A 19879-nucleotide genomic window follows, 5' to 3' on the forward strand; every position below is an offset into this window, starting at 1 on the left:
GAGCCGCGATGGCGGGGGCGGGGACGTGCGCACGGCCCGTGCGGTGGCGACGGCAGGGCCCTATACTCGGTCAGGTCCGATCCGGGCGGGCGTCATCCATGTTTCGAAAAATCATATGGATACGCGCACAACCTGATCTTCTTTCGAATTCCACGGCGTCGCCGCCCCGGCGTCGCAGAGGCTCCCGCGACGCATGCGTCTGTCCACGATCAAGCTGTCCGGCTTCAAATCCTTCGTCGACCCGACCACCCTGCACCTGCCGAGCAACATGACCGGCGTGGTCGGGCCCAACGGCTGCGGCAAGTCCAACATCATCGACGCGGTGCGCTGGGTGATGGGCGAAAGCTCGGCCAGCCGCCTGCGTGGCGACTCGCTGACCGACGTGATCTTCGCCGGCTCCTCGGCGCGCAAGCCGGTGTCGCAGGCGACGGTCGAGCTGATCTTCGACAATGCCGACCACACCATCACCGGCGAGTACGGCGCGTTCGACGAGATCTCGGTCAAGCGCTTGGTCAGCCGCGACGGCGCCAGCCAGTACTACCTCAACGGCAGCAAGTGCCGCCGGCGCGACATCACCGACCTGTTCCTCGGCACCGGCCTGGGGCCGCGCAGCTACTCGATCATCGAGCAGGGCATGATCAGCCAGATCATCGAGGCCCGGCCCGAGGACCTGCGCGTGTATCTCGAAGAGGCCGCCGGCATCTCCAAGTACAAGGAGCGCCGCAAGGAGACCGAGACCCGCATCCGCCACACCCGCGAGAACCTCGACCGCCTCAACGACCTGCGCGAGGAGGTCGGCAAGCAGCTCGAACACCTCAAGCGCCAGGCCCGCCAGGCCGAGCAGTACCAGGCCATCCAGGCCGAGCGCCGGGTCAAGGACGCCGAGTGGAAGGCGTTGGAACACCGCGCCCTCGACCAGAAACTGCAGTCCCAGCGCGAGAAGCTGGCGCAGCAGGAAACCCGCCTGCAGCAACTGATCGCCGAGCAGCGCGAGGCCGAGCGCGAGATCGAGACCGGCCGGGTCAAGCGCGAGGAAGCGGCCGAGGCGCTCAACAAGGCGCAGGCCGAGAGCTACGAGGTCGGCGGCGCACTGGCCCGGATCGAGCAGCAGATCCAGCACCAGCGCGAGATGTCGACCCGCCTGCAGAAGGCCCGCGACGAGGCCGAGGCGGCGCTGGCCGAAATCGCCCAGCACATCGGCTCGGACCAGTCGCGACTGGACGTGCTGACCGCCGCGATCGAGAACGACGAGCCGCGCCTGGAGCAGTTGCAGGCCGAGGACGAAGCGCGCCAGGATGCCCTGCGCGACGCCGAATCGGCGCTGGCCGGCTGGCAGCAGCGCTGGGACGAGCACAGCCGTGCGCAGTCCGAGGCCGCCCGCGCCGCCGATGTCGAGCGCACCCGGATCGAACACCTCGACCGCCAGGCGCTCGACGCCGACCGCCGCCGCGAGGCGCTGACCGGCGAGCGCACCGGGCTCGACCTGACCGCGCTGGCCGAGGCCTTCGCCGGCCTTGAGGAAGAGCACGAGACCCGCAAGCTCTCGCTCGACAGCCTCACCGAGGCGCTGGAAGCGCGCAAAAGCGACGTCGGCGGACTGCAGGAACAGCAGCGCGGCATGCAGTCGGAGCTGGCCGAGGTCCGCAAGCAGGCGCAGGCCGCGCGCGGCCGGCTGTCGTCGCTGGAAACCCTGCAGCACGCCGCGCTCGGGCAGGAGCAGGGCGCCGCGCTGGACTGGCTGAAGGCACGCGGGCTGGATTCGGCGACGCGCGTCGGCGAGACCCTGACGGTCGACGAAGGCTGGGAGAACGCGGTCGAAGGCGCGCTCGGCCAGTTGATCGAAGGCGTGCTGGTGGAGGCGCCGGAAACCCTGGTCGATGCGATCGGCGAACTCGGCGACGGCCGCCTGGCGCTGGTCGCGGCGCAGAACGACTCGATGGATTTCGCCCAGACCTCGCTGGCCTCGAAGGTCCGCGGGCCGCTGGCGATCCGCCGCATCCTGTCGAAGCTGCATGCCGCCGAAGACCTGCAAGCCGCGCGCGCGTTGCTGCCCGGCCTCGGCGACGGCGAATCGGTCATCACCCGCAATGGCGAGCGCCTCGGTGCCGGCTGGATGCGGGTGCTGCGTTCGGGCGCGGCCAAGCAGGGCGCCCTGCTGCGCGAGCGCGAGATCAATACCCTGCGCGAGCAGATCGAGACCCTGCAGGCGCGCGAGCAGGAACTCGAATCCGGCCTGACCCAGATGCGCGACCGCCTGCTCGCCGCCGAGCAGCAGCGCGAGGATGCCCAGCGCACGCTGTACATGACTCACCGCAGCGTCTCCGAGCTGGCCGGCCAGTTGCAAAGCCAGCAGGGCCGGCTGGACTCGGCGCGCGGGCGGATCGAGAAGATCGAAGCCGAACTGGCACAGTTGTCGGAGTCGCTCGATAGCGCCCGCGAGCAGGGCCGCGAGGCCCGCAGCCGCCAGGAAGAGGCGGTCATGCGGATGACCGAGCTGGAGGACACCCGGCAGGAGCTCGACGCCGAACGCCGCCGCCTGACCGAAGCCCGCGACCAGGCCCGCAGCATGGCCCGCGAGTCGCGCGACACCGCACACTCGCTGGCGCTGACGCTGGAGTCGCAGCGCGCCCAGATCGCCTCGCTGACCCAGGCGCTCGATCGCATGGGTGGCCAGCGCGGCCAGCTCGATACGCGCCTCGGCGAGTTCGCCGCGCAGCTCGCCGACGGCGACGCCCCGGTGGTTCAACTGGAGGAGCAACGCCAGGTCGCACTGGAGCAACGCGTCCAGTCCGAACAGAAACTCACCGCCGCGCGCACCGCGCTCGACGGCATCGACAACGACCTGCGCCGCTTCGAGCAGACCCGCCAACAGCGCGACGAGCAGTCCCTGCAGCAGCGCGAGGCGATCGGCCAGCGCCGGCTCGACCAGCAGGCGCTGGTGCTCAAGGCCGAGACCCTGTCGGAAGCCGTGGTCGAAGCCGGCTTCGTGCTCGAGGACGTGGTCAACACCCTGACCGACGACATGCAGCCGCAGGTTTGGGAACGCACCGTCAACGAGCTCGACGCCAAGCTGCGCCGGCTGGAGCCGGTCAACCTCGCCGCGATTGCCGAGCACGCCGAGGCCGCGCAGCGCGCCGAGTACCTCGATGCGCAGAACATCGACCTGACCAGCGCGCTGGAAACGCTGGAGGACGCGATCCGGAAAATCGACCGCGAGACCCGCGGCCGCTTCAAGGACACCTTCGACCGGGTCAACTCCGGCGTGCAGCAGCTGTACCCGCGGCTGTTCGGCGGAGGCCACGCCTACCTCGAGCTGACCGGCGACGACCTGCTCGATACCGGCGTGGCGATCATGGCGCGCCCACCCGGCAAGCGCGTGTCCAACATCTCGTTGCTGTCGGGCGGCGAGAAGGCGATGACCGCGGTGGCGCTGGTGTTCGCGATCTTCCAGCTCAACCCGGCGCCGTTCTGCCTGCTCGACGAGGTCGACGCGCCGCTGGACGAAGCCAACGTCGGCCGCCTCGCGGCGATGGTCAGCGAGATGAGCGAACAGGTACAGTTCCTGTTCGTGACCCACAACAAGGCGACCATGGAAGTGGCGCAGCAGTTGTCGGGCGTGACCATGCGCGAGCCGGGCGTCAGCCGCCTGGTCTCGGTCGACCTGGCCGAGGCGACCCGCCTGGCCGGCGCGGCCTAAGTTCATCAAGGAGCAACCATGTCCGACGTGACCCTGCTGCGGATCGGAATCCTGATTGCCGGACTGATCCTGATCGCCGCGATCGTCTTCTTCGGCCGCCCGCGCAAGCCGGGGCAGGGCAAGCGCGTCGCACGTGATGGCGCGACCCACGGCGAGCGCCGGGAGCCGACGCTCGGGGAACAGCTCGAAGGCGAGCTGGGCACCGACTCCGATGCCCCGGGCGACACCACCGCGCAGGCCGAGCTGGAACTGTTCGAACGCACCCAGGACCCCGCCACGACCGGCGCCAACAGCGAGTTGGGCCGCCGCGTCAGCGACGAGTTCGACAAGATCGTGACCGTCTACCTGGCCGCCCGCGCCGGGGAGAAACTGCACGGTCCCGACATCGTCGTCGCGGCCGAGAAGGCCGGCCTGGTCTATGGCCACATGGGCGTGTTCCACCGGCTGGTCGAGCATCATCCCGAGCGTGGCCCGGTGTTCAGCGTCGCCAACATCATGAAGCCGGGCAACTTCGACATGGCCGACATCCAGTCGCTGGAAACCCCGGCCATCGCGTTCTTCCTGACCCTGCCGGCCCCGGTGGCGGCGTTGGACGCATGGGAGACCATGCTGCCGACCGCCGAACGCATGGCCGAACTGTTGAACGGCCTGGTACTGGACGAACAGCGCGAAGTGCTCGGCCGCCCGCGCATCGGCCAGATCCGCGAAGACCTGCGCGCCTACGACCGCCAGCGCGAAGCACCCCCGCTGAGCAAGCCGACGCGCTGGTAAGTCCGCCGCGCGACTTCCCGTTCTTTGTAGGAGTGGCGGCCGCATGTGGCCGCCGGTAAGTCGCGATTTCACTGACATCCGGGACCGCCGTGCGATCGCGACTTACGTCGCTCCTACAATGGCCGGCCTTACGCCCCCGTCGAACGGCGAGACCACCGTGACCGCCAACCCAGCCACCCGCATCGCCGACCTGCGCCGCCAGCTAGACGACGCCAACTACCGCTACCACGTACTCGACGACGCCCAGATCCCCGACGTCGAGTACGACCGCCTGTTGCGCGAACTCGAAGCGCTGGAAGCCGAACACCCCGAGCTCGCCAGCCCCGACTCGCCGACCCAGCGCGTCGGCGCCGCGCCGTCGGGTGCATTCGCCCCGGTTCGCCACGCGATCCCGATGCTGTCGCTGGGCAACGCCTTCACCGATGACGAGGTTGCCGATTTCGTCCGCCGGATCGAGCAGAAGCTCGGTGGCGACGCGCTGGTGTTCTCGGCCGAACCCAAGCTCGACGGTCTCGCGATCAGCCTGCGTTACGAGAACGGCCGTTTCGTCCAGGGCGCGACCCGCGGCGACGGCGCCACCGGCGAGGACGTCACCGCCAACCTGCGCACGGTCAATGCCATCCCGCTGCAGTTGCGTGGAAACGGCTGGCCCGACGTGCTGGAAGTGCGCGGCGAGGTGTACATGCCGCTGGCCGGCTTCAAGCGCTACAACGAGCGCGCGCTGGCGGAAGGCGGGAAAGTGCTGGCCAACCCGCGCAACGGCGCGGCGGGTTCGTTGCGCCAGCTCGACCCGCGCGTCACCGCGCAGCGTCCGCTGGCGTTCTATGCCTATGCGATCGGCAAGGTCGAGGGCGGCGAGCTGCCCGACAGCCATTCGGAAACGCTGAAGCAGCTGCGCGAATGGGGTCTGCCGGTCAGCAACGAAAGCGATGTGGTGCAGGGCCTGCCGGGCCTGCTCGACTATTACCGCCGCGTCGGCGAGCGCCGCGACAGCCTGCCGTTCGACATCGACGGCGTGGTCTACAAACTCGACGACTACGACGCGCAGGCCGAGATGGGCTTCGTCTCGCGCGCGCCGCGCTGGGCGCTCGCGCACAAGTTCCCCGCGCAGGAACAGACCACCGTGGTCGAGTCGATCGAGGTCAATGTCGGCCGCACCGGCGCGGTCACACCCTGGGTGTTGATGCAGCCGGTCCACGTCGGCGGCGTCACCGTGACCCGCGCTACGTTGCACAACGCCGACCAGGTCGCGCGGCTCGACGTACGCGTTGGAGACACCGTGATCGTGCGGCGCGCGGGCGACGTCATTCCCGAAGTCGTGCGCGTGCTGCCCGAGCAACGCCGCCCCGGTGCGCCGGAGTGGCGGATGCCGGAGACCTGCCCTGTCTGCGGCTCGGAGATCGTGCGCGAGGAGGGCGCCGTGGTCTGGCGCTGCTCCGGCGAGCTGACCTGCGCCTCGCAGCGCAAGGAGGCGATCGGCCATTTCGCCTCGCGTCGGGCGATGGATATCGAAGGACTCGGCGAACGCTTCATCGCCGCGCTGTCGGATCTCGACTACGTGCAATCGGTCGCCGACCTGTACCGACTCACCCTCGACGACCTGCTGCAGATGAAACAGCGCGCCGACGAGCGCGACGGCACCACGCCGGAAACGGTGAAGGCGGGCAAGGTCGCGACCCGCTGGGCCGAGAACCTGATCGAGGCGATCGACCGCAGCCGCCAGACCACGCTGGAGCGCTTCCTGTACGCGCTCGGCATCCAGCACGTTGGCGAGAGCACGGCCAAGGCGCTCGCGCTGTGGTTCGGCGACCTCGAACTGATCCGCCGCCTGCCATGGCCGATGTTCAAGCGCGTGCCCGACATCGGCGGCGAAGTCGCCCGGGCGATCGGCCACTTCCTCGACCAGCCCGGCAACCAGCAGGTGATCGACGACCTGCTGGCACGCGGCGTCACCATCACTGACGCGCACCCGCCATCGCCGAAGCTGCGCGAAAGCCTCGGGCTGGCGCAACTGCTGGTTGACCTTGAGATTCCGAAGGTCACGCCGATCCGCGCCGAGCAGCTGGCGACCGCGTTTCCCGCGGTGACCGGCCAGGCCGACGCGGCCGCCGGCCTTCGCGTTGCGCAGCAGCACAACCTGGTTACCGCCGGGCTGCCGGCCGATACCGCGGCCGCGTTCGCGAAGTGGATGGAGGATGCCGCCAACGCCGCCCTGCTGGCTTCCTCAGGCGAGGCGCTGGCGCGACTCGATGCGATCGTTCCCGCCGCCGACACCGCACCAGCCGGCCCGCTCGACGGCCAGACCGTCGTCCTGACCGGCACCCTGTCGGCGATGACCCGCGACGAGGCCAAGGACCGGCTGGAAGCGCTGGGCGCGAAGTCGGCCGGCAGCGTGTCGAAGAAGACCAGCTTCGTCGTCGCGGGCGAGGCCGCCGGTTCCAAGCTCGCGAAGGCCGCCGAGCTGGGCATCGATGTCTGGGACGAGGCGAAGCTGCTCGATTTCCTTGGTCAATACGAATGACCGGCACCAGCCCATGTAGGAGCGACGTAAGTCGCGACCCTCTGAACGCCCGATTCCCTGCGCGTTCGCGACTTACGTCGCTCCTACATCCGTCCTCACCCCGAACATGACGCTCGACTGGCAGCCGACCGCAAGCTTCGACGCGCTACGCCTGCGCGCAACACTCAACGCCCGCATCCGCAGCTTCTTCGCCGAACGCGACGTCACCGAGGTCGAAACCCCGGTGATGTCCGTCGCCGGCAACACCGAGCCCAACATCGCCTCGTTCGCGCTCCAGTTCAGCGGTCGCACCGACGGCGCGCCACGCACGCGCTGGCTGCGCACCTCGCCCGAGTACCCGCTCAAGCGCCTGCTCGCTGCCGGCTTCGGCGATTGCTACGAACTGGGCCGGGTATTCCGCGATGGCGAGGCCGGGGGTCGCCACAACCCCGAGTTCACCATGCTCGAGTGGTACCGGGTCGGCTGGGACCACCGGCGACTGGTAGCGGAAACCGCAGCGCTGGTCCATGCCGCGCTGGCCCTGGTCGGACGTGAGGCCTCGCTGGTCGAGGTTGCCTACCGCGACCTCTATCGCGAGCAGCTCGGCATCGATCCGATGACCGCCAGCGACGAGCAACTGCACAACGCGCTGGGCGACGTCGTCATCGACCCCGCCGGCCTGACCCGCGACGACTGGCTCGACCTGCTGATGACGCACCGCCTGCAGCCGGCATTCCCCGACGACCGGATGCTCGCGATCCACGACTGGCCCGCGACCCAGGCCGCGCTGGCGCGCCTGCGCACCGACGCCGATGGCGTGCAGGTCGCCGAGCGGTTCGAGCTTTACCTCGGCCCGCTGGAACTCGCCAACGGCTATCACGAGCTGGCCGACGCGGTGGAGCAGGGCGCCCGGTTCGAGCGCGACCTGCAGCGGCGCAGGGAACGCGGGGAGGGTGTCGATGGCGATGTGTTGCCACCGTGCGACGAACGCTTGCTGGAGGGCCTGCAGGTCGGCTTGCCCGATTGCGCCGGCGTCGCCCTCGGCGTCGACCGGCTGATGATGGCGATGCTTGGCGCGGACCGGATCGCCGACGTCCTTGCCTTCGACTTTTTCCGCGCTTGAACCCCCGCTTCGTGTAGGAGCGACGTAAGTCGCGATTTCACTGATACCCGGGATCGCCGTGAAATCGCGACTCACGTCGCTCCTACACCAGGCCAACCCCCGTCGCCTAGAATTGCCGCCATGACCGACACCATCGACTTCGACCGCTACGACCGCATCCGCCCGATCCGCTGGACCGGCGACGCGCTCGAACTGCTCGACCAGCGCAAGCTGCCGTTCGAAGTCGACTACGTCCGTTGCGACACCAGCGAAGCCGTCGCCGAAGCGATCAATGCGTTGACCGTACGCGGTGCACCGGCCATCGGCATCGCCGCCGCCTGGGGAGTGGTACTCGCAGCGCGCGACATCGAGGCGTCCGACGGTGCACAGGCCGCGATCCGGCTCGATCCCGCCATCGCCCATCTCAACGCCGCCCGTCCGACCGCGGTCAACCTGGCCTGGGCGCTCGCGCGGATGCGCCGCGCACTTGCCGCTGCGGGCGCCGACTGGCGTGAAGTTCTCGCCCGCGAAGCCGAGGCCATCGCCACCGAGGACCTCGCCGCCAACCGCCGCATGGGCGCGCTCGGCGCCGCCCTGATCGAGCCCGGCAGCAACGTCATGACCCACTGCAACACCGGCTCGCTCGCTACCGCCGGCTTCGGCACCGCGCTCGGGGTGATCCGCGCCGGTGTCGCCCAGGGACGCATCGACCAGGTCTTCGCCGGCGAGACCCGCCCGTGGCTGCAGGGCGCGCGCCTGACCGTGTGGGAACTGCAGCAGGACGGCATCGCCCCGACCCTGATCGCCGACGCCGCCGCCTCTCACCTGATGAAGTCCGGCAAGGTGCAATGGGTGGTGGTCGGCGCCGACCGCATCTGCGCCAACGGCGATGTCGCCAACAAGATCGGCACCTACCAGCTGGCGATCGCCGCGCGCCACCACGGCGTGAAGTTCATGGTCGCCGCACCGTCCTCGACGGTCGACATGGACACCGCGTCGGGCGACCTGATCCACATCGAGGAGCGCGACCCGGGCGAGCTGTTCGGCATCGGCGGCACCCGCACCGCGGCGGCCGACATCGGCGCCTGGAACCCGGTGTTCGACGTCACCCCGCATGAGTTGATCGATGCGATCGTGACCGAGCGCGGGGTGATCGAGAACCCGGACGCCAGCGCGATGCACGAGGCCTTCGGTGGCTGATTGCGCGCCGCCCCTGCGCGGCATCGGCGCCGGGCTTTAAAACGACTGCTAAGTTGTTGTTTATGGCCGGAAATAGGGGCGCAGTGAACCCCCGTTCCGTGCTATCATTTCACGTCTTTTTCATCTGCCCCGAAATCGCTCCGGAACGCAGCCGCCACGCGGCTTTCCGGGCGCTTGCGGGAGCAGCATCGACCTTGCCCAAGACGGAAACCCGATGGCCGAACTCGCCAAGGAAATCATCCCGGTAAACCTCGAAGACGAGATGCGTCGCAGCTACCTCGATTACGCCATGAGCGTGATCGTCGGCCGCGCGCTCCCGGACGTTCGGGACGGACTCAAGCCGGTCCACCGGCGCGTGCTGTATGCGATGAACGAGCTTGGCGCCCACGCCAACAAGCCGTACTACAAGTCAGCCCGTATCGTCGGTGACGTCATCGGTAAGTACCACCCGCACGGCGACCAGTCGGTCTACGACACGCTGGTGCGCATGGCGCAGCCGTTCTCGCTGCGCTACCTGCTGGTCGACGGCCAGGGCAACTTCGGCTCGGTCGATGGCGACTCCGCCGCGGCGATGCGTTACACCGAAGCGCGCATGTCCAAGCTCACCCACGAGCTGATGGCGGACATCGACAAGGAAACCGTCGACTTCCAGCCCAACTACGACGAGAAGGAGCTCGAGCCCACGGTCATGCCGACCCGGGTGCCGAACCTGCTGGTCAACGGCTCTGCGGGCATCGCGGTCGGCATGGCGACCAACATCCCGCCGCACAACCTCGGCGAGGTGATCGACGCCACCATCGCGCTGATCGACAACCCCGAAATCGACATCGACGGGCTGATGGAATACATCCCCGGCCCGGACTTCCCGACCGGCGGCATCATCAACGGCACCTCCGGGATCATCAACGCCTACCGCACCGGCCGCGGCCGGGTGCGGATGCGCGCGCGCGCCGAGATCGAGGTCGCCGACAACGGCCGCGAGGCGATCGCGGTCACCGAGATCCCGTACCAGGTCAACAAGGCGCGGCTGATCGAGAAGATCGCCGAGCTGGTGAAAGAGAAGAAGATCGAGGGCATCAGCGAGCTGCGCGACGAGTCCGACAAGGACGGCATGCGCATCTACATCGAGGTCAAGCGCGGCGACTCGGCCGACGTGGTGCTCAACAACCTGTACCAGCAGACCCAGATGGGCTCGGTGTTCGGCATCAACATGGTGGCGATCGTCGAGGGCCGGCCGCAGTTGCTGAACCTCAAGCAGGTGCTGGAAGCGTTCGTCCGCCACCGCCGCGAGGTGGTCACCCGCCGCACCATCTTCGAGCTGCGCAAGGCCCGCCAGCGCGCCCACATCCTCGAAGGCCTGACCGTCGCGCTGGCCAACATCGACGAGATGATCGAGCTGATCAAGACCTCGGCGAACCCGGTCGAGGCGCGCGAGCGCATGCTCGCCAAGACCTGGGAACCGGGGCTGGTCGGCGCGTTGCTGGGTGCCGCCGGTGCCGAGGCTTCGCGGCCGGAGGACCTGCCCAAGGGTGTCGGCCTGATCGACGGCCGCTACCAGCTGACCGAGACCCAGGCCCAGCAGATCCTCGAGATGCGCCTGCACCGCCTGACCGGGCTGGAGCAGGAAAAGCTGACCGACGAGTACAAGCTGCTGCTGGAAACCATCCGTGGCCTGATCGAGATCCTCGAGGATCCGAACGTGCTGCTCGACGTCATCCGCACCGAGCTTGCGAACGTCAAGGCCGAGTTCGGCGACGAGCGCCGCAGCGAGATCCGCCAGAGCGAGGAAGACCTCGACATCCTCGACCTGATCGCGCCGGAAGACGTGGTCGTCACCCTGTCGCATGCCGGATACGCCAAGCGCCAGCCGGTCAGCAGCTACCGCGCGCAGAAGCGCGGTGGCCGCGGTCGCAACGCGGCGTCGACCAAGGACGAGGATTTCATCGATCGCCTGTGGCTGGTCAACACCCACGACACCCTGCTGACCTTCACCAGCGCCGGTCGCGTGTTCTGGCTGCCGGTGCACCAGTTGCCCGACGCCGGCCCGAACGCGCGCGGCCGTCCGATCATCAACTGGGTGCGGCTGGAGGAGGGCGAGCAGGTGCAGGCCGTCTTGCCGGTGCGCGAATACGACAACGACCATTTCGTGTTCTTCGCGACCCGCAACGGCACGGTCAAGAAGACCCCGCTGACCGAATACGCCTACCAGCTGCAGCGCGGCAAGATCGCGATCAACCTGGACGAGGGCGATGCGCTGATCGGCGTGGCGCTGTCGGACGGCACCCGCGACATCATGCTGTTCTCCAACGAAGGCAAGGCGGTGCGTTTCGCCGGCGACACCGTACGGCCGATGGGCCGGACCGCCACCGGCGTGCGCGGCATGCGCCTGGGCGAGGGCGGCCAGGTGGTCAGCCTGATCGTGGTCGAGGGCGAGGGCGACATCCTCACCGCCAGCGAGCGCGGTTACGGCAAGCGCACCCCGGAAGCCGACTACCCGCGCAAGGGCCGCGGCACCCAGGGCGTGCTGGCGATCAAGACCAGCGAGCGCAACGGCCAGCTGGTCGGCGCGATCCAGCTCAGCGAGCACCACGAGGTGCTGCTGATCTCCGATGGCGGCACCCTGGTACGGACCCGCGCGGCGGAGATCTCGCAGGTCAGCCGCAACACCCAGGGCGTGACCCTGATCCGGCTCGCGGCGGACGAGAAACTGCAGGCGATCGAGCGACTGGATGCGTCGCTGGATGACGATGCGGATGCCGATCCGGTCGACGGTGACGTCGTGGTCGATACCGCGATGCCGGTGGATACGTCGGGCTCAACCGAAGTGGCGGCAGACCCGCAGGAGTAGCTCCGGGCCGGTTTGCCGGCACAAAGCAGAACGCCGCCTTGGGGCGGCGTTCTGCTTTTTTCGAAGCGATTACAAGCGCACCTGTGGGAGTCCGGCTTCGTGGGAGGTTCAGTCCAGTTGCGACAGCACGTGCTCGGCCGACGACACCCGGTACTCGCCCGGCGCCTCGACGTTCAACTGCTTGACCACGCCCTGCTCGGCGTACAGCGCGAAGCGCTTCGCCCGCGTACCCATGCCATAGCCGCTGGCATCGAGCTCCAGTCCAAGCGCCCGGGTGAATTCCGCGTTGCCGTCGGCGAGCATCATCAGTCCGTCCGGCACGTCCTGGCTTTCGCCCCAGGCCTGCATCACGAACGGATCGTTGACCGACATGCAGGCCACGTCGATGCCCTTGGCCCTGAACGCTTCGAAGTGCTCGACGAAGCCCGGCAGGTGGCGCTCCGAACAGGTCGGGGTGAACGCCCCCGGCACCGCGAAGATCACGACGTTGCGTTCGCTGAACAAGGTGTTGGTGTCAACGGTTTCCACGCCGCCGTTCTGGATGCGCTGCAGCGGAATTTCGGGAAGGCGTTCGCCGACCTGGATGCTCATGGAGTTCTCCTTTGTAGCGCGGCAGTCTATTCGCTATGCCCTAAACAATGCGTCAACGCGCGGGCTTGATACCCTTGCAGGGACGTGTGCGCCCCGGTGCACCGGATCTTTTCGCGCGGGACCGCAGGTCCCCGCCCTCGGAGTGATCGATGCAGTTCAAGGACTACTACCAGACCCTCGGTGTCGAGCCCAATGCCGGCGACGCCGAAATCAAGACCGCGTACCGCCGCCTGGCGCGGAAGTACCATCCCGACGTCAGCAAGGAGGCCGGCGCCGAAGAGAAGTTCAAGGCGGTCAACGAGGCCTACGAGGCGTTGCGCGACCCGCAGAAGCGGGCTGCGTACGATCAGTTGCGCGCGCGCGGCTACCGGCCCGGTGACGACATCCAGCCGCCCCCCGGTGGATTCAACCCCGGCCACGGTGGCGTCGATTTCGAGGAGATCTTTGCCGGCGGCGGTGCCGGCGGTGGTTTCAGCGACTTCTTCGAGAGCATGTTCGGGCGCGGTCGCGGCGGCCCGGGGCGTGGTGGCTTCGGGGCGCAGCCCGGAGCCCATTCCGGCCCGCGTGCGCCGGCCGACACCCGGGCGAAACTGGCGGTGCCACTGGAGGCCATCTATGCGGGTGACAGCGTCCGCATTGGCATCAACGGCAGGACCCTCGAGGTACGCGTCCCCAAGGGTATCCGTGAAGGACAGGCGATCCGGTTGGCCGGGCAGGGCGGAAGCAATGGCGGCGACCTGTTGCTGGAGGTCGAGTACGCGGCGCATCCCCGGTTCGAAGTCGATGGCCGCAACGTGATCCATATGCTGCCGGTCGCCCCGTGGGAGGCTGCACTGGGGGCGACGGTCAGCGTGCCGACCCTTGGCGGGCCGGTCGAACTGAAGATTCCCTCGAACTCCGAGGCGGGGCGCAAGCTGCGGCTCCGTGGCCGTGGCCTGCCGGGAAAGCCGGCGGACGGCGACCAGATCGTGGAGCTGGAAGTACTGGCACCGCGTCCGCAGGACGACGCACAGACATCCGCCTACGAAGCCCTGCGCGACGCCTTCGGCGACGGCTGGCGCCGCGCCTGAACCGGTTTCGGCGCCGCGCTCAGCCCGGCAGCAACTGGCCGATGACTTCGGCCAGTTCGTTCTCGTCGAACGGCTTGGTCATGTAGGCCTTGGCGCCCTGACGCATGCCCCAGACGCGGTCGGTGTCCTGGTCCTTGGTGGTGACCAGCACGACCGGGATGTGCTTGGTGGTGTCGCCGCGGCAGATCGAACGGGTGGCCTGGAAACCGTTGAGGTTCGGCATCACCACGTCCATCAGCACCAGGTCGGGCAGTTCGCGCTTGGCGGCTTCGACGCCGGCGGCGCCGTCTTCTGCGGTGACGGCTTCATGGCCGAGTTTCTCGACGATGCGACGGATGCCCATCAGTTGTGACGGCGAGTCGTCGACGATCAGGATGCGCGCCATGTGTTTTCCCCGGGAAGTGCGTCTGGTCCAGCCGGGTGTCCAGCTGCGCATTGATTGTAGCCGCGCCGCGCGTTACCGCAAACCGGCCGCGCGACGAAGGGTCAGAACGTCACCAGCGTCCGGCCAAGCGAACCGCCGCCGAGCATCGTAGGGAACACCTCCGGCAGCCGCGCCAGCGGCACTTCGCGCGTGCAGATGGTGTCCAGGTGTGCCGGCTTCCAGTCGCTGGCGAGGTGCTGCCAGACCGTTTCGCGGATATCCCGGGCAGTGCCGGCGGACGCCACGCCCAACAGCGATACGCCGCGGATGATGAAGGGCATCACGGTGGCGTCGAGATCGTGTGACGCGGCCAGGCCGGCACTGGCGACGTTGCCGTAGGGCGCGGTCTGGGCGAGCAGGCTCGACAGCATCGGGCCGCCCACGTTGTCCAGGCCGCCGCCGAAGCGCGCCGATTCCATCGGTCGGGTGGTGGCGAGCGCGTCGCGGCCAAGCACCTGGCTGGCCCCAATCGAGCGCAGGTAATCGTGCTGGTCGGCCTTGCCGCTGATGGCGGCGACCTCGAAGCCGGCCCGGCTGAAGATGTCGACCGCGAGCGAGCCGACCCCGCCAGTCGCACCGGTGACCGCCAGCGGGCCGAGCTCGGGCGTCTGCCGGTTGTCGAGCATGCGATGCAGCGCCAATGCGGCGGTGAAGCCGGCGGTACCGAGGATCATGCTTTCGCGCAGGCCCAGGCCGGCCGGCAGTGGAATGGCCCACCTGGCTTCGAGGCGGGCGTACTCGCTGTAGCCGCCGTCGCGGGTTTCGCTGAGGCCACACCCGGTGACGAGCACCGCGTCGCCTTCGCGGAACTTCGGGTCGGTGGAGGCGACCACGTGACCGGCAACATCGATGCCGCCGACCAGCGGGAACCGGCGCAGGATCTTGCCCTCGCCGGTGCCGGCGAGCGCGTCCTTGAAGTTGATCGACGAGAACGCGGTCTTGATGACGACTTCGCCGGGCGCAAGTTCGTCCAGCGATACCTGCTCGATCCCGCTGCGATAGCCGCCGTCGTCGTTGTGGATACGGAAGGCGTCGAAGAGGGCAGGTATCGTCATCGCAGGTCGCTCCGGCGTTTTTCATCAAGCCATTTGTCGGCGTGGGCGGGCTGGTAGGACTTCATCCAGCCCAGCATCGCCCCGATGTCGTCACCATGCCAGAGATCGCGGCGCTGGTCGGCATGCAGGAAGCGTTCGTCGACCATGCGGTCCATCATCGCCACCAGCGGCTCGTAGAAACCGTCGACGTCGAGGAACGCGCACGGCCTGTCGCCGATTCCCAACTGGCGCCAGGTCAGCATCTCGAACATTTCGTCGAGCGTGCCAAAGCCGCCGGGCAGGGCGATGAAGCCGTCCGACAGGTCGAACATGCGCGCCTTGCGCTCGTGCATGTTGGCGACGACTTCGAGCCGGGTCAGCCCGGTATGCGCGACTTCCCAATTGACCAGTTGCTCCGGGATCACGCCGATGACCTCCCCGCCAGCGGCCAGTGCAGCGTCCGCAACCACGCCCATCAGGCCGACGTTGCCGCCGCCAAAGACGACGGCGATGCCATCGCGGGCCAGCCGCGCGCCCAGTTCCGCGGCCCGCTCTACATAGACCGGCCGTGAGCCGGTATTGGAACCGCAGTAGACGCAGACCGCCTTCATGGCACGAAACTCAGGAACAGATAAGCGGCGAATAGAACCAGGTGGACCAGTCCGAGCAGGACGTTGGTGCGTCCGGTGCGCAGCGACAGCGATGCCACGAACAGGGTCAACAACAGCAGCACCGTCGCCTTGCCGTCGAGGCCCAGCACCAGCGGCCAGCCCATCACCAGCGACAGCAGGGCGACGGTGGGGACGGTCAGGCCAATGCTGGCGATGGCGGAGCCGATCGCGAGGTTCAGGCTGGTCTGCAGCCGGTTGTGGATCGCGGCGCGGACCGCGGCGATGCCTTCGGGCAACAGCACGACCGTCGCGATCAGGATGCCGACGGTGGCTGCCGGGGCGCCGGCCGAGGCGAGCAGCGCTTCGATCGAGGGCGAGATCTTCTTGGCGCTCAACACCACCACCACCAGCGCGAGCAGCAGCAGCGCCAGGCTGGCGAACGTCTCGCGCACGGTAGGCGGCTCGACGTGCTCGTCGGAGTCGTCGCCGTCCGCATCACGCGCGTCATCCGCATCGTCCGCGGGCAGGAAGTAGTCGCGATGGCGCACCGTCTGGACGAACGTGAATCCAGCGAACAGCACCAGGATCGCGATGGCGATGAAGACCAGTTGGCTGTTGGTGTAGAGCGGGCCGGCCGAACTGGTCACGTAGTTCGGCAGGATCAGCGAGAACACCACGATCGCGATCAGCGTGGCGAGCCCGGCCGTCACGCCCTGCACGTGGTAGCCCTGCTCGAAATGGCGGCGCGCGCCGGCCAGCAGGCTGATGCCGATCATGCCGTTGAGGATGATCATCACCGCTGCGTACACGGTGTCGCGGGCCAGTGCGCTGCTGGATTCGCCGCCCGACAGCATCATCGAGACGATCAGCGCGACTTCGATCACCGTGACCGCGAGCGCCAGCACGATCGTGCCGAAGGGCTCGCCGACACGGTGTGCGATCACCTCGGCGTGGTGGACCGCGGCGATGACGCTGCAGGCCAGGCCGGCCGCGAGCAACAGCACCAGGCCGGGCAGGCCCGGCATCGCGAACGACAGCACGAGGATCGCGGCGCCCACCAGCGGGAAGGCGACGGTCCAGCGTGGGTTGTGGTGGAACGCGTCGCTGTTCATGCGGCCGCGGCCGGCGTCGGCCAGTCGCGGGCCGGGTGGGTCGGCGCGCGACGGAGGGATCGGGGCAGCAGCGGCCGCACCGATCAGTTGGCCTTGTGGATCGCGCGCTTGCTGACCGCCATCGCGGCGTCGTGGATGGCCTCCGACAGGGTCGGATGCGCGTGGCAGATGCGGGCGAGGTCGTCGGCCGAGCCGTTGAACTCCATCGTCAGCACGCCCTCGTGGACCAGTTCGGACACGCCGACGCCGACCAGGTGCATGCCGAGCACGCGATCGGTCTCCTCATGGGCGATGACCTTGACGAAGCCGGCCGGCTCGCCCATCGCCACCGCGCGACCGATCGCCGCGAACGGGAAGCTGCCAGCCTTGTACGGCGTGCCTTCGTCCTTGAGCTGCTGCTCGGTCTTGCCGACCCAGGCGATTTCCGGCTCGGTGTAGATCACCCACGGGATGGTGTCGAGGTTGACGTGGCCCGGCAGGCCGGCGATCAGCTCGGCGACCGCGATACCTTCCTCGAAACCCTTGTGCGCCAGCATCGGCCCGCGCACGCAGTCACCGACCGCCCAGACGCCGTCGACGCCGGTGTGGCAGTGTTCGTCGACCTCGACCATGCCGCGCTCGTTGAGCTTCACGCCGGTGTCGTCGGCCAGCAGGTTGCGGGTCGCGGCGCGACGGCCAACGGCAACCAGCAGCTTGTCGACCACCAGCGACTGCTCGCCCTTGTCGTCGCTGTAGGTGAGGTGGACTTCCTTGGACTTGCCCTTGCCCTTCACCTCGGCCTTGGAGACCTTGGCGCCGAGCCTGATGTCCAGGCCCTGCTTCTTGAACTCGCGGGCGGCGGTTTTTGCCACCTCGGCATCGGCCGCGGCGAGGAAGTCGGGCAGGGCTTCGAGGATCGTGACCTCGGCGCCCAGGCGCTTCCAGACGCTGCCCAGCTCGAGGCCGATCACGCCGGCGCCGATCACGCCAAGGCGCTTGGGCACCGACTCGAAGTCCAGCCCGCCGGCGTTGTCGACGATATTTTCACCGTCGAACTTCGCGAACGGCAGTTCGATCGAATCCGAACCGGCGGCGATGATGACGTTGGTGCCCTTCAGCTCGACTTCCGAACCGTCGTGCTGCTTGACCTTGACCACGTTGCCCTTGTGCAGGGTGCCGAAGCCGTAGAACGCGCTGACCTTGTTCGCCTTGAACAGCATCGCGATGCCGCCGGTGAACTGCTTAACGATCTTGTCCTTGCGGCCGACCATCTGGCCGACGTCCATCTTGGCGTCCTTGAAGCTGATGCCGTGGTCGCCGAACAGGTGGCCCATGTTCCAGAACTGGCGCGAGGAATCGAGCAGCGCCTTGGACGGGATGCAGCCCACGCGCAGGCAGGTGCCGCCGAGGGCCGGCTTGCCGTCCTTGCCGAGCGCGGCGTCGATGCACGCGGTCTTCAGGCCCAGCTGGGCGGCGCGGATGGCCGCGTGGTAGCCGGCCGGGCCGGCACCGATCACGACGACGTCGAAGTTCTGCTGTTCGCTCATTTGCGTTTCCTGCTGTTCCTTCTCCCGCTGGCGGGAGAGGGTGCCCCGGCCTTGAACAGGCGTGGAGCGGATGAGGGGAGCGGGATGCGGCGATGCGGGACCGTCCTCACCCCGGCCCTCTCCCGCAAGCGGGAGAGGGGGCAGATCCTGTTACATGCCCAGCAGCATGCGGTGCGGGTTCTCGAGCTGGTTCTTGATGTCGACCAGGAACAGCACCGCGTCCTTGCCGTCGATGATGCGGTGGTCGTAGCTCAGCGCGATGTACATCATCGGCGCGGCGACGACCTGGCCGTTCTCGACGATCGCGCGCTCCTTGATCGCGTGCATGCCGAGGATCGCCGACTGCGGCGGGTTGATGATCGGCGTGGAGAACAGCGACCCGAAGGTGCCGCCATTGGTAATGGTGAAGGTGCCGCCCTGCAGGTCCTCGAGCTTGAGGCCGCCTTCGCGCGCCGCCCTGGCGTAGCCGTCGATGGCCTGCTCGACCTCGGCGAAGCCCATCGACTCGGCGTTGCGCAGCACCGGCGTGACCAGGCCCTTGTCGGTCGAGACCGCGATCGAGATGTCCGAGTAGCCGTGGTAGATGATGTCGTTGCCGTCGACCGAGGCGTTGACCAGCGGGTAGCGCTGCAGCGCGTTGGCGGCGGCCTTGACGAAGAAGCTCATGAAGCCGAGCTTGATGCCGTAGGCGTTCTTGAACGCCTCGCCCTGCGCCTTGCGCATGTCCATGACGGCCTTCATGTTGACCTCGTTGGAGGAGGTCAGCATCGCGGTCGAGTTCTTCGACTGCATCAGGCGCTCGGCGATGCGCGCGCGCATGCGGGTCATCGGCACGCGCTCCTCGGCGCGGTTGCCGCTGGCCTTGCCGACGCCGGCATTCTTGGCGTAGTTCAGCAGGTCTTCCTTGGTCACCGCGCCGCGGCGGCCGGTGCCTTCGACCTGCGACGGGTCGATGCCTTCCTTCGCCGCGGTGAAGCGGGCGCCGGGCGGCAGGTCGGTCTTGTCAGCCGACTTCGACGCCGGCTTGGCGGCTTCGGCCTTGGGCTGCACCGGACGGGTGTCGGCTTCCTGCTTCTTCGCCTCTTCCTTCTTGGCGCCGTCGTCCTTGGACGCGGACTTGTCGGCCGACGCGGCGGCGCCGGCCTCCACTGCACCTGCCTCGACGATCGCCAGCACCTGCTCGCTGGTCACCGTCGCGCCGGAGTCGAACTTGATCTCCTTGAGCACGCCGTCGACCGGCGACGGCACTTCCAGCACCACCTTGTCGGTTTCGAGGTCGACCAGGTTCTCGTCGCGGCTGACCGCGTCGCCCGGCTTCTTGTGCCAGGTGGCGATGGTCGCGTCGGAAACGGATTCGGGCAGGACCGGAACTTTGATCTCGGTGCTCATGGGG

General features: G+C 68.2%; 14 protein-coding genes. 7 read left to right on the forward strand and 7 right to left on the reverse strand.

The genetic code is table 11. The annotated features are described in order from the left end of the window. The first annotated feature begins 193 nt into the window (after nt 1-193). The 6 genes from smc to gyrA all read left to right on the forward strand — a co-directional run bounded on the left by smc (nt 194) and on the right by gyrA (nt 12118). Nucleotides 194-3697, forward strand: a complete 3504-nt coding sequence (gene smc / locus ACT9AS_RS11535) for a chromosome segregation protein SMC (protein ID WP_445100266.1) — start codon at nt 194-196, stop codon at nt 3695-3697. A gap of 18 nt (nt 3698-3715) precedes the next feature. Then, nucleotides 3716-4468: a cell division protein ZipA gene (gene zipA / locus ACT9AS_RS11540; RefSeq protein WP_445100267.1), complete on the forward strand. Its 753-nt coding sequence runs from the start codon at nt 3716-3718 to the stop codon at nt 4466-4468. 118 nt (nt 4469-4586) lie between these two features. Beyond that, on the forward strand, nt 4587-6989 hold the full coding sequence (ligA, locus tag ACT9AS_RS11545) for an NAD-dependent DNA ligase LigA (protein ID WP_445100268.1): 2403 nt from the start codon (nt 4587-4589) through the stop codon (nt 6987-6989). Between the two features lie 106 nt (nt 6990-7095). Further along, entirely contained in the window at nt 7096-8091 is a 996-nt protein-coding gene (gene epmA / locus ACT9AS_RS11550; protein ID WP_445100269.1) for an EF-P lysine aminoacylase EpmA, read from the forward strand. A 120-nt stretch (nt 8092-8211) separates the two neighbouring features. Beyond that, nucleotides 8212-9270, forward strand: a complete 1059-nt coding sequence (mtnA, locus tag ACT9AS_RS11555; protein ID WP_445100270.1) for an S-methyl-5-thioribose-1-phosphate isomerase — start codon at nt 8212-8214, stop codon at nt 9268-9270. Between the two features lie 214 nt (nt 9271-9484). Beyond that, nucleotides 9485-12118 carry a DNA gyrase subunit A gene (gene gyrA / locus ACT9AS_RS11560; RefSeq protein WP_445100271.1) on the forward strand — a complete coding sequence of 878 codons (2634 nt, stop codon included), beginning with the start codon at nt 9485-9487 and terminating at the stop codon, nt 12116-12118. Nucleotides 12119-12226: 108 nt separating this feature from the next. Here gyrA and ACT9AS_RS11565 read toward each other — a convergent pair whose 3' ends face one another. Next, nucleotides 12227-12709, reverse strand: a complete 483-nt coding sequence (locus tag ACT9AS_RS11565; protein WP_445100272.1) for a redoxin family protein — start codon at nt 12707-12709, stop codon at nt 12227-12229. Between the two features lie 149 nt (nt 12710-12858). On the opposite strand from ACT9AS_RS11565, the gene ACT9AS_RS11570 reads away from it, so the two are divergent. Further along, nucleotides 12859-13779, forward strand: coding sequence for a DnaJ C-terminal domain-containing protein (locus ACT9AS_RS11570; protein ID WP_445100273.1), 921 nt, complete (start codon nt 12859-12861; stop codon nt 13777-13779). 19 nt (nt 13780-13798) lie between these two features. On the opposite strand, the gene ACT9AS_RS11575 is transcribed toward ACT9AS_RS11570, so the two are convergent. From ACT9AS_RS11575 to sucB, 6 genes are all read right to left on the reverse strand, one after another. Further along, a complete protein-coding gene (locus ACT9AS_RS11575; RefSeq protein WP_445100274.1) occupies nt 13799-14164 on the reverse strand; it encodes a response regulator in 366 nt (121 codons plus the stop codon). Between the two features lie 101 nt (nt 14165-14265). Continuing rightward, on the reverse strand, nt 14266-15258 hold the full coding sequence (locus ACT9AS_RS11580) for an acrylyl-CoA reductase family protein (protein WP_445100275.1): 993 nt from the start codon (nt 15256-15258) through the stop codon (nt 14266-14268). Next, on the reverse strand, nt 15255-15848 hold the full coding sequence (locus tag ACT9AS_RS11585; protein WP_445100276.1) for a TIGR00730 family Rossman fold protein: 594 nt from the start codon (nt 15846-15848) through the stop codon (nt 15255-15257). Before ACT9AS_RS11585 ends, ACT9AS_RS11580 begins: the two co-directional genes overlap by 4 nt. Beyond that, nucleotides 15845-16960: a calcium:proton antiporter gene (locus tag ACT9AS_RS11590; RefSeq protein WP_445100277.1), complete on the reverse strand. Its 1116-nt coding sequence runs from the start codon at nt 16958-16960 to the stop codon at nt 15845-15847. The genes ACT9AS_RS11585 and ACT9AS_RS11590 overlap by 4 nt, the downstream gene beginning before the upstream one ends. Before the next feature lie 83 nt (nt 16961-17043). Further along, the gene (gene lpdA, locus ACT9AS_RS11595) at nt 17044-18486 is read right to left on the reverse strand and encodes a dihydrolipoyl dehydrogenase (protein ID WP_445100278.1); all 1443 of its coding nucleotides are present in this window, start codon (nt 18484-18486) and stop codon (nt 17044-17046) included. Nucleotides 18487-18636: 150 nt separating this feature from the next. Further along, nucleotides 18637-19875 (reverse strand): dihydrolipoyllysine-residue succinyltransferase, encoded by a 1239-nt coding sequence (gene sucB, locus ACT9AS_RS11600; RefSeq protein ID WP_445100279.1) that lies wholly within the window; start codon nt 19873-19875, stop codon nt 18637-18639. Nucleotides 19876-19879 lie beyond the last annotated feature (4 nt).

Source organism: Lysobacter sp. F60174L2 (assembly GCF_052547135.1).

What these genes read in the sequence shown, in the direction of transcription:
- ACT9AS_RS11590 (WP_445100277.1), bottom strand. Translation starts at nt 16,960, where the DNA reads ATGAACAGCGACGCGTTCCACCACAACCCACGCTGGACCGTCGCCTTC.
- gyrA (WP_445100271.1), top strand. Translation starts at nt 9,485, where the DNA reads ATGGCCGAACTCGCCAAGGAAATCATCCCGGTAAACCTCGAAGACGAG.
- lpdA (WP_445100278.1), bottom strand. Translation starts at nt 18,486, where the DNA reads ATGAGCGAACAGCAGAACTTCGACGTCGTCGTGATCGGTGCCGGCCCG.
- ACT9AS_RS11575 (WP_445100274.1), bottom strand. Translation starts at nt 14,164, where the DNA reads ATGGCGCGCATCCTGATCGTCGACGACTCGCCGTCACAACTGATGGGC.
- ACT9AS_RS11570 (WP_445100273.1), top strand. Translation starts at nt 12,859, where the DNA reads ATGCAGTTCAAGGACTACTACCAGACCCTCGGTGTCGAGCCCAATGCC.
- sucB (WP_445100279.1), bottom strand. Translation starts at nt 19,875, where the DNA reads ATGAGCACCGAGATCAAAGTTCCGGTCCTGCCCGAATCCGTTTCCGAC.
- ACT9AS_RS11580 (WP_445100275.1), bottom strand. Translation starts at nt 15,258, where the DNA reads ATGACGATACCTGCCCTCTTCGACGCCTTCCGTATCCACAACGACGAC.
- ACT9AS_RS11585 (WP_445100276.1), bottom strand. Translation starts at nt 15,848, where the DNA reads ATGAAGGCGGTCTGCGTCTACTGCGGTTCCAATACCGGCTCACGGCCG.
- mtnA (WP_445100270.1), top strand. Translation starts at nt 8,212, where the DNA reads ATGACCGACACCATCGACTTCGACCGCTACGACCGCATCCGCCCGATC.
- smc (WP_445100266.1), top strand. Translation starts at nt 194, where the DNA reads ATGCGTCTGTCCACGATCAAGCTGTCCGGCTTCAAATCCTTCGTCGAC.
- ligA (WP_445100268.1), top strand. Translation starts at nt 4,587, where the DNA reads ATGGCCGGCCTTACGCCCCCGTCGAACGGCGAGACCACCGTGACCGCC.
- epmA (WP_445100269.1), top strand. Translation starts at nt 7,096, where the DNA reads ATGACGCTCGACTGGCAGCCGACCGCAAGCTTCGACGCGCTACGCCTG.
- ACT9AS_RS11565 (WP_445100272.1), bottom strand. Translation starts at nt 12,709, where the DNA reads ATGAGCATCCAGGTCGGCGAACGCCTTCCCGAAATTCCGCTGCAGCGC.
- zipA (WP_445100267.1), top strand. Translation starts at nt 3,716, where the DNA reads ATGTCCGACGTGACCCTGCTGCGGATCGGAATCCTGATTGCCGGACTG.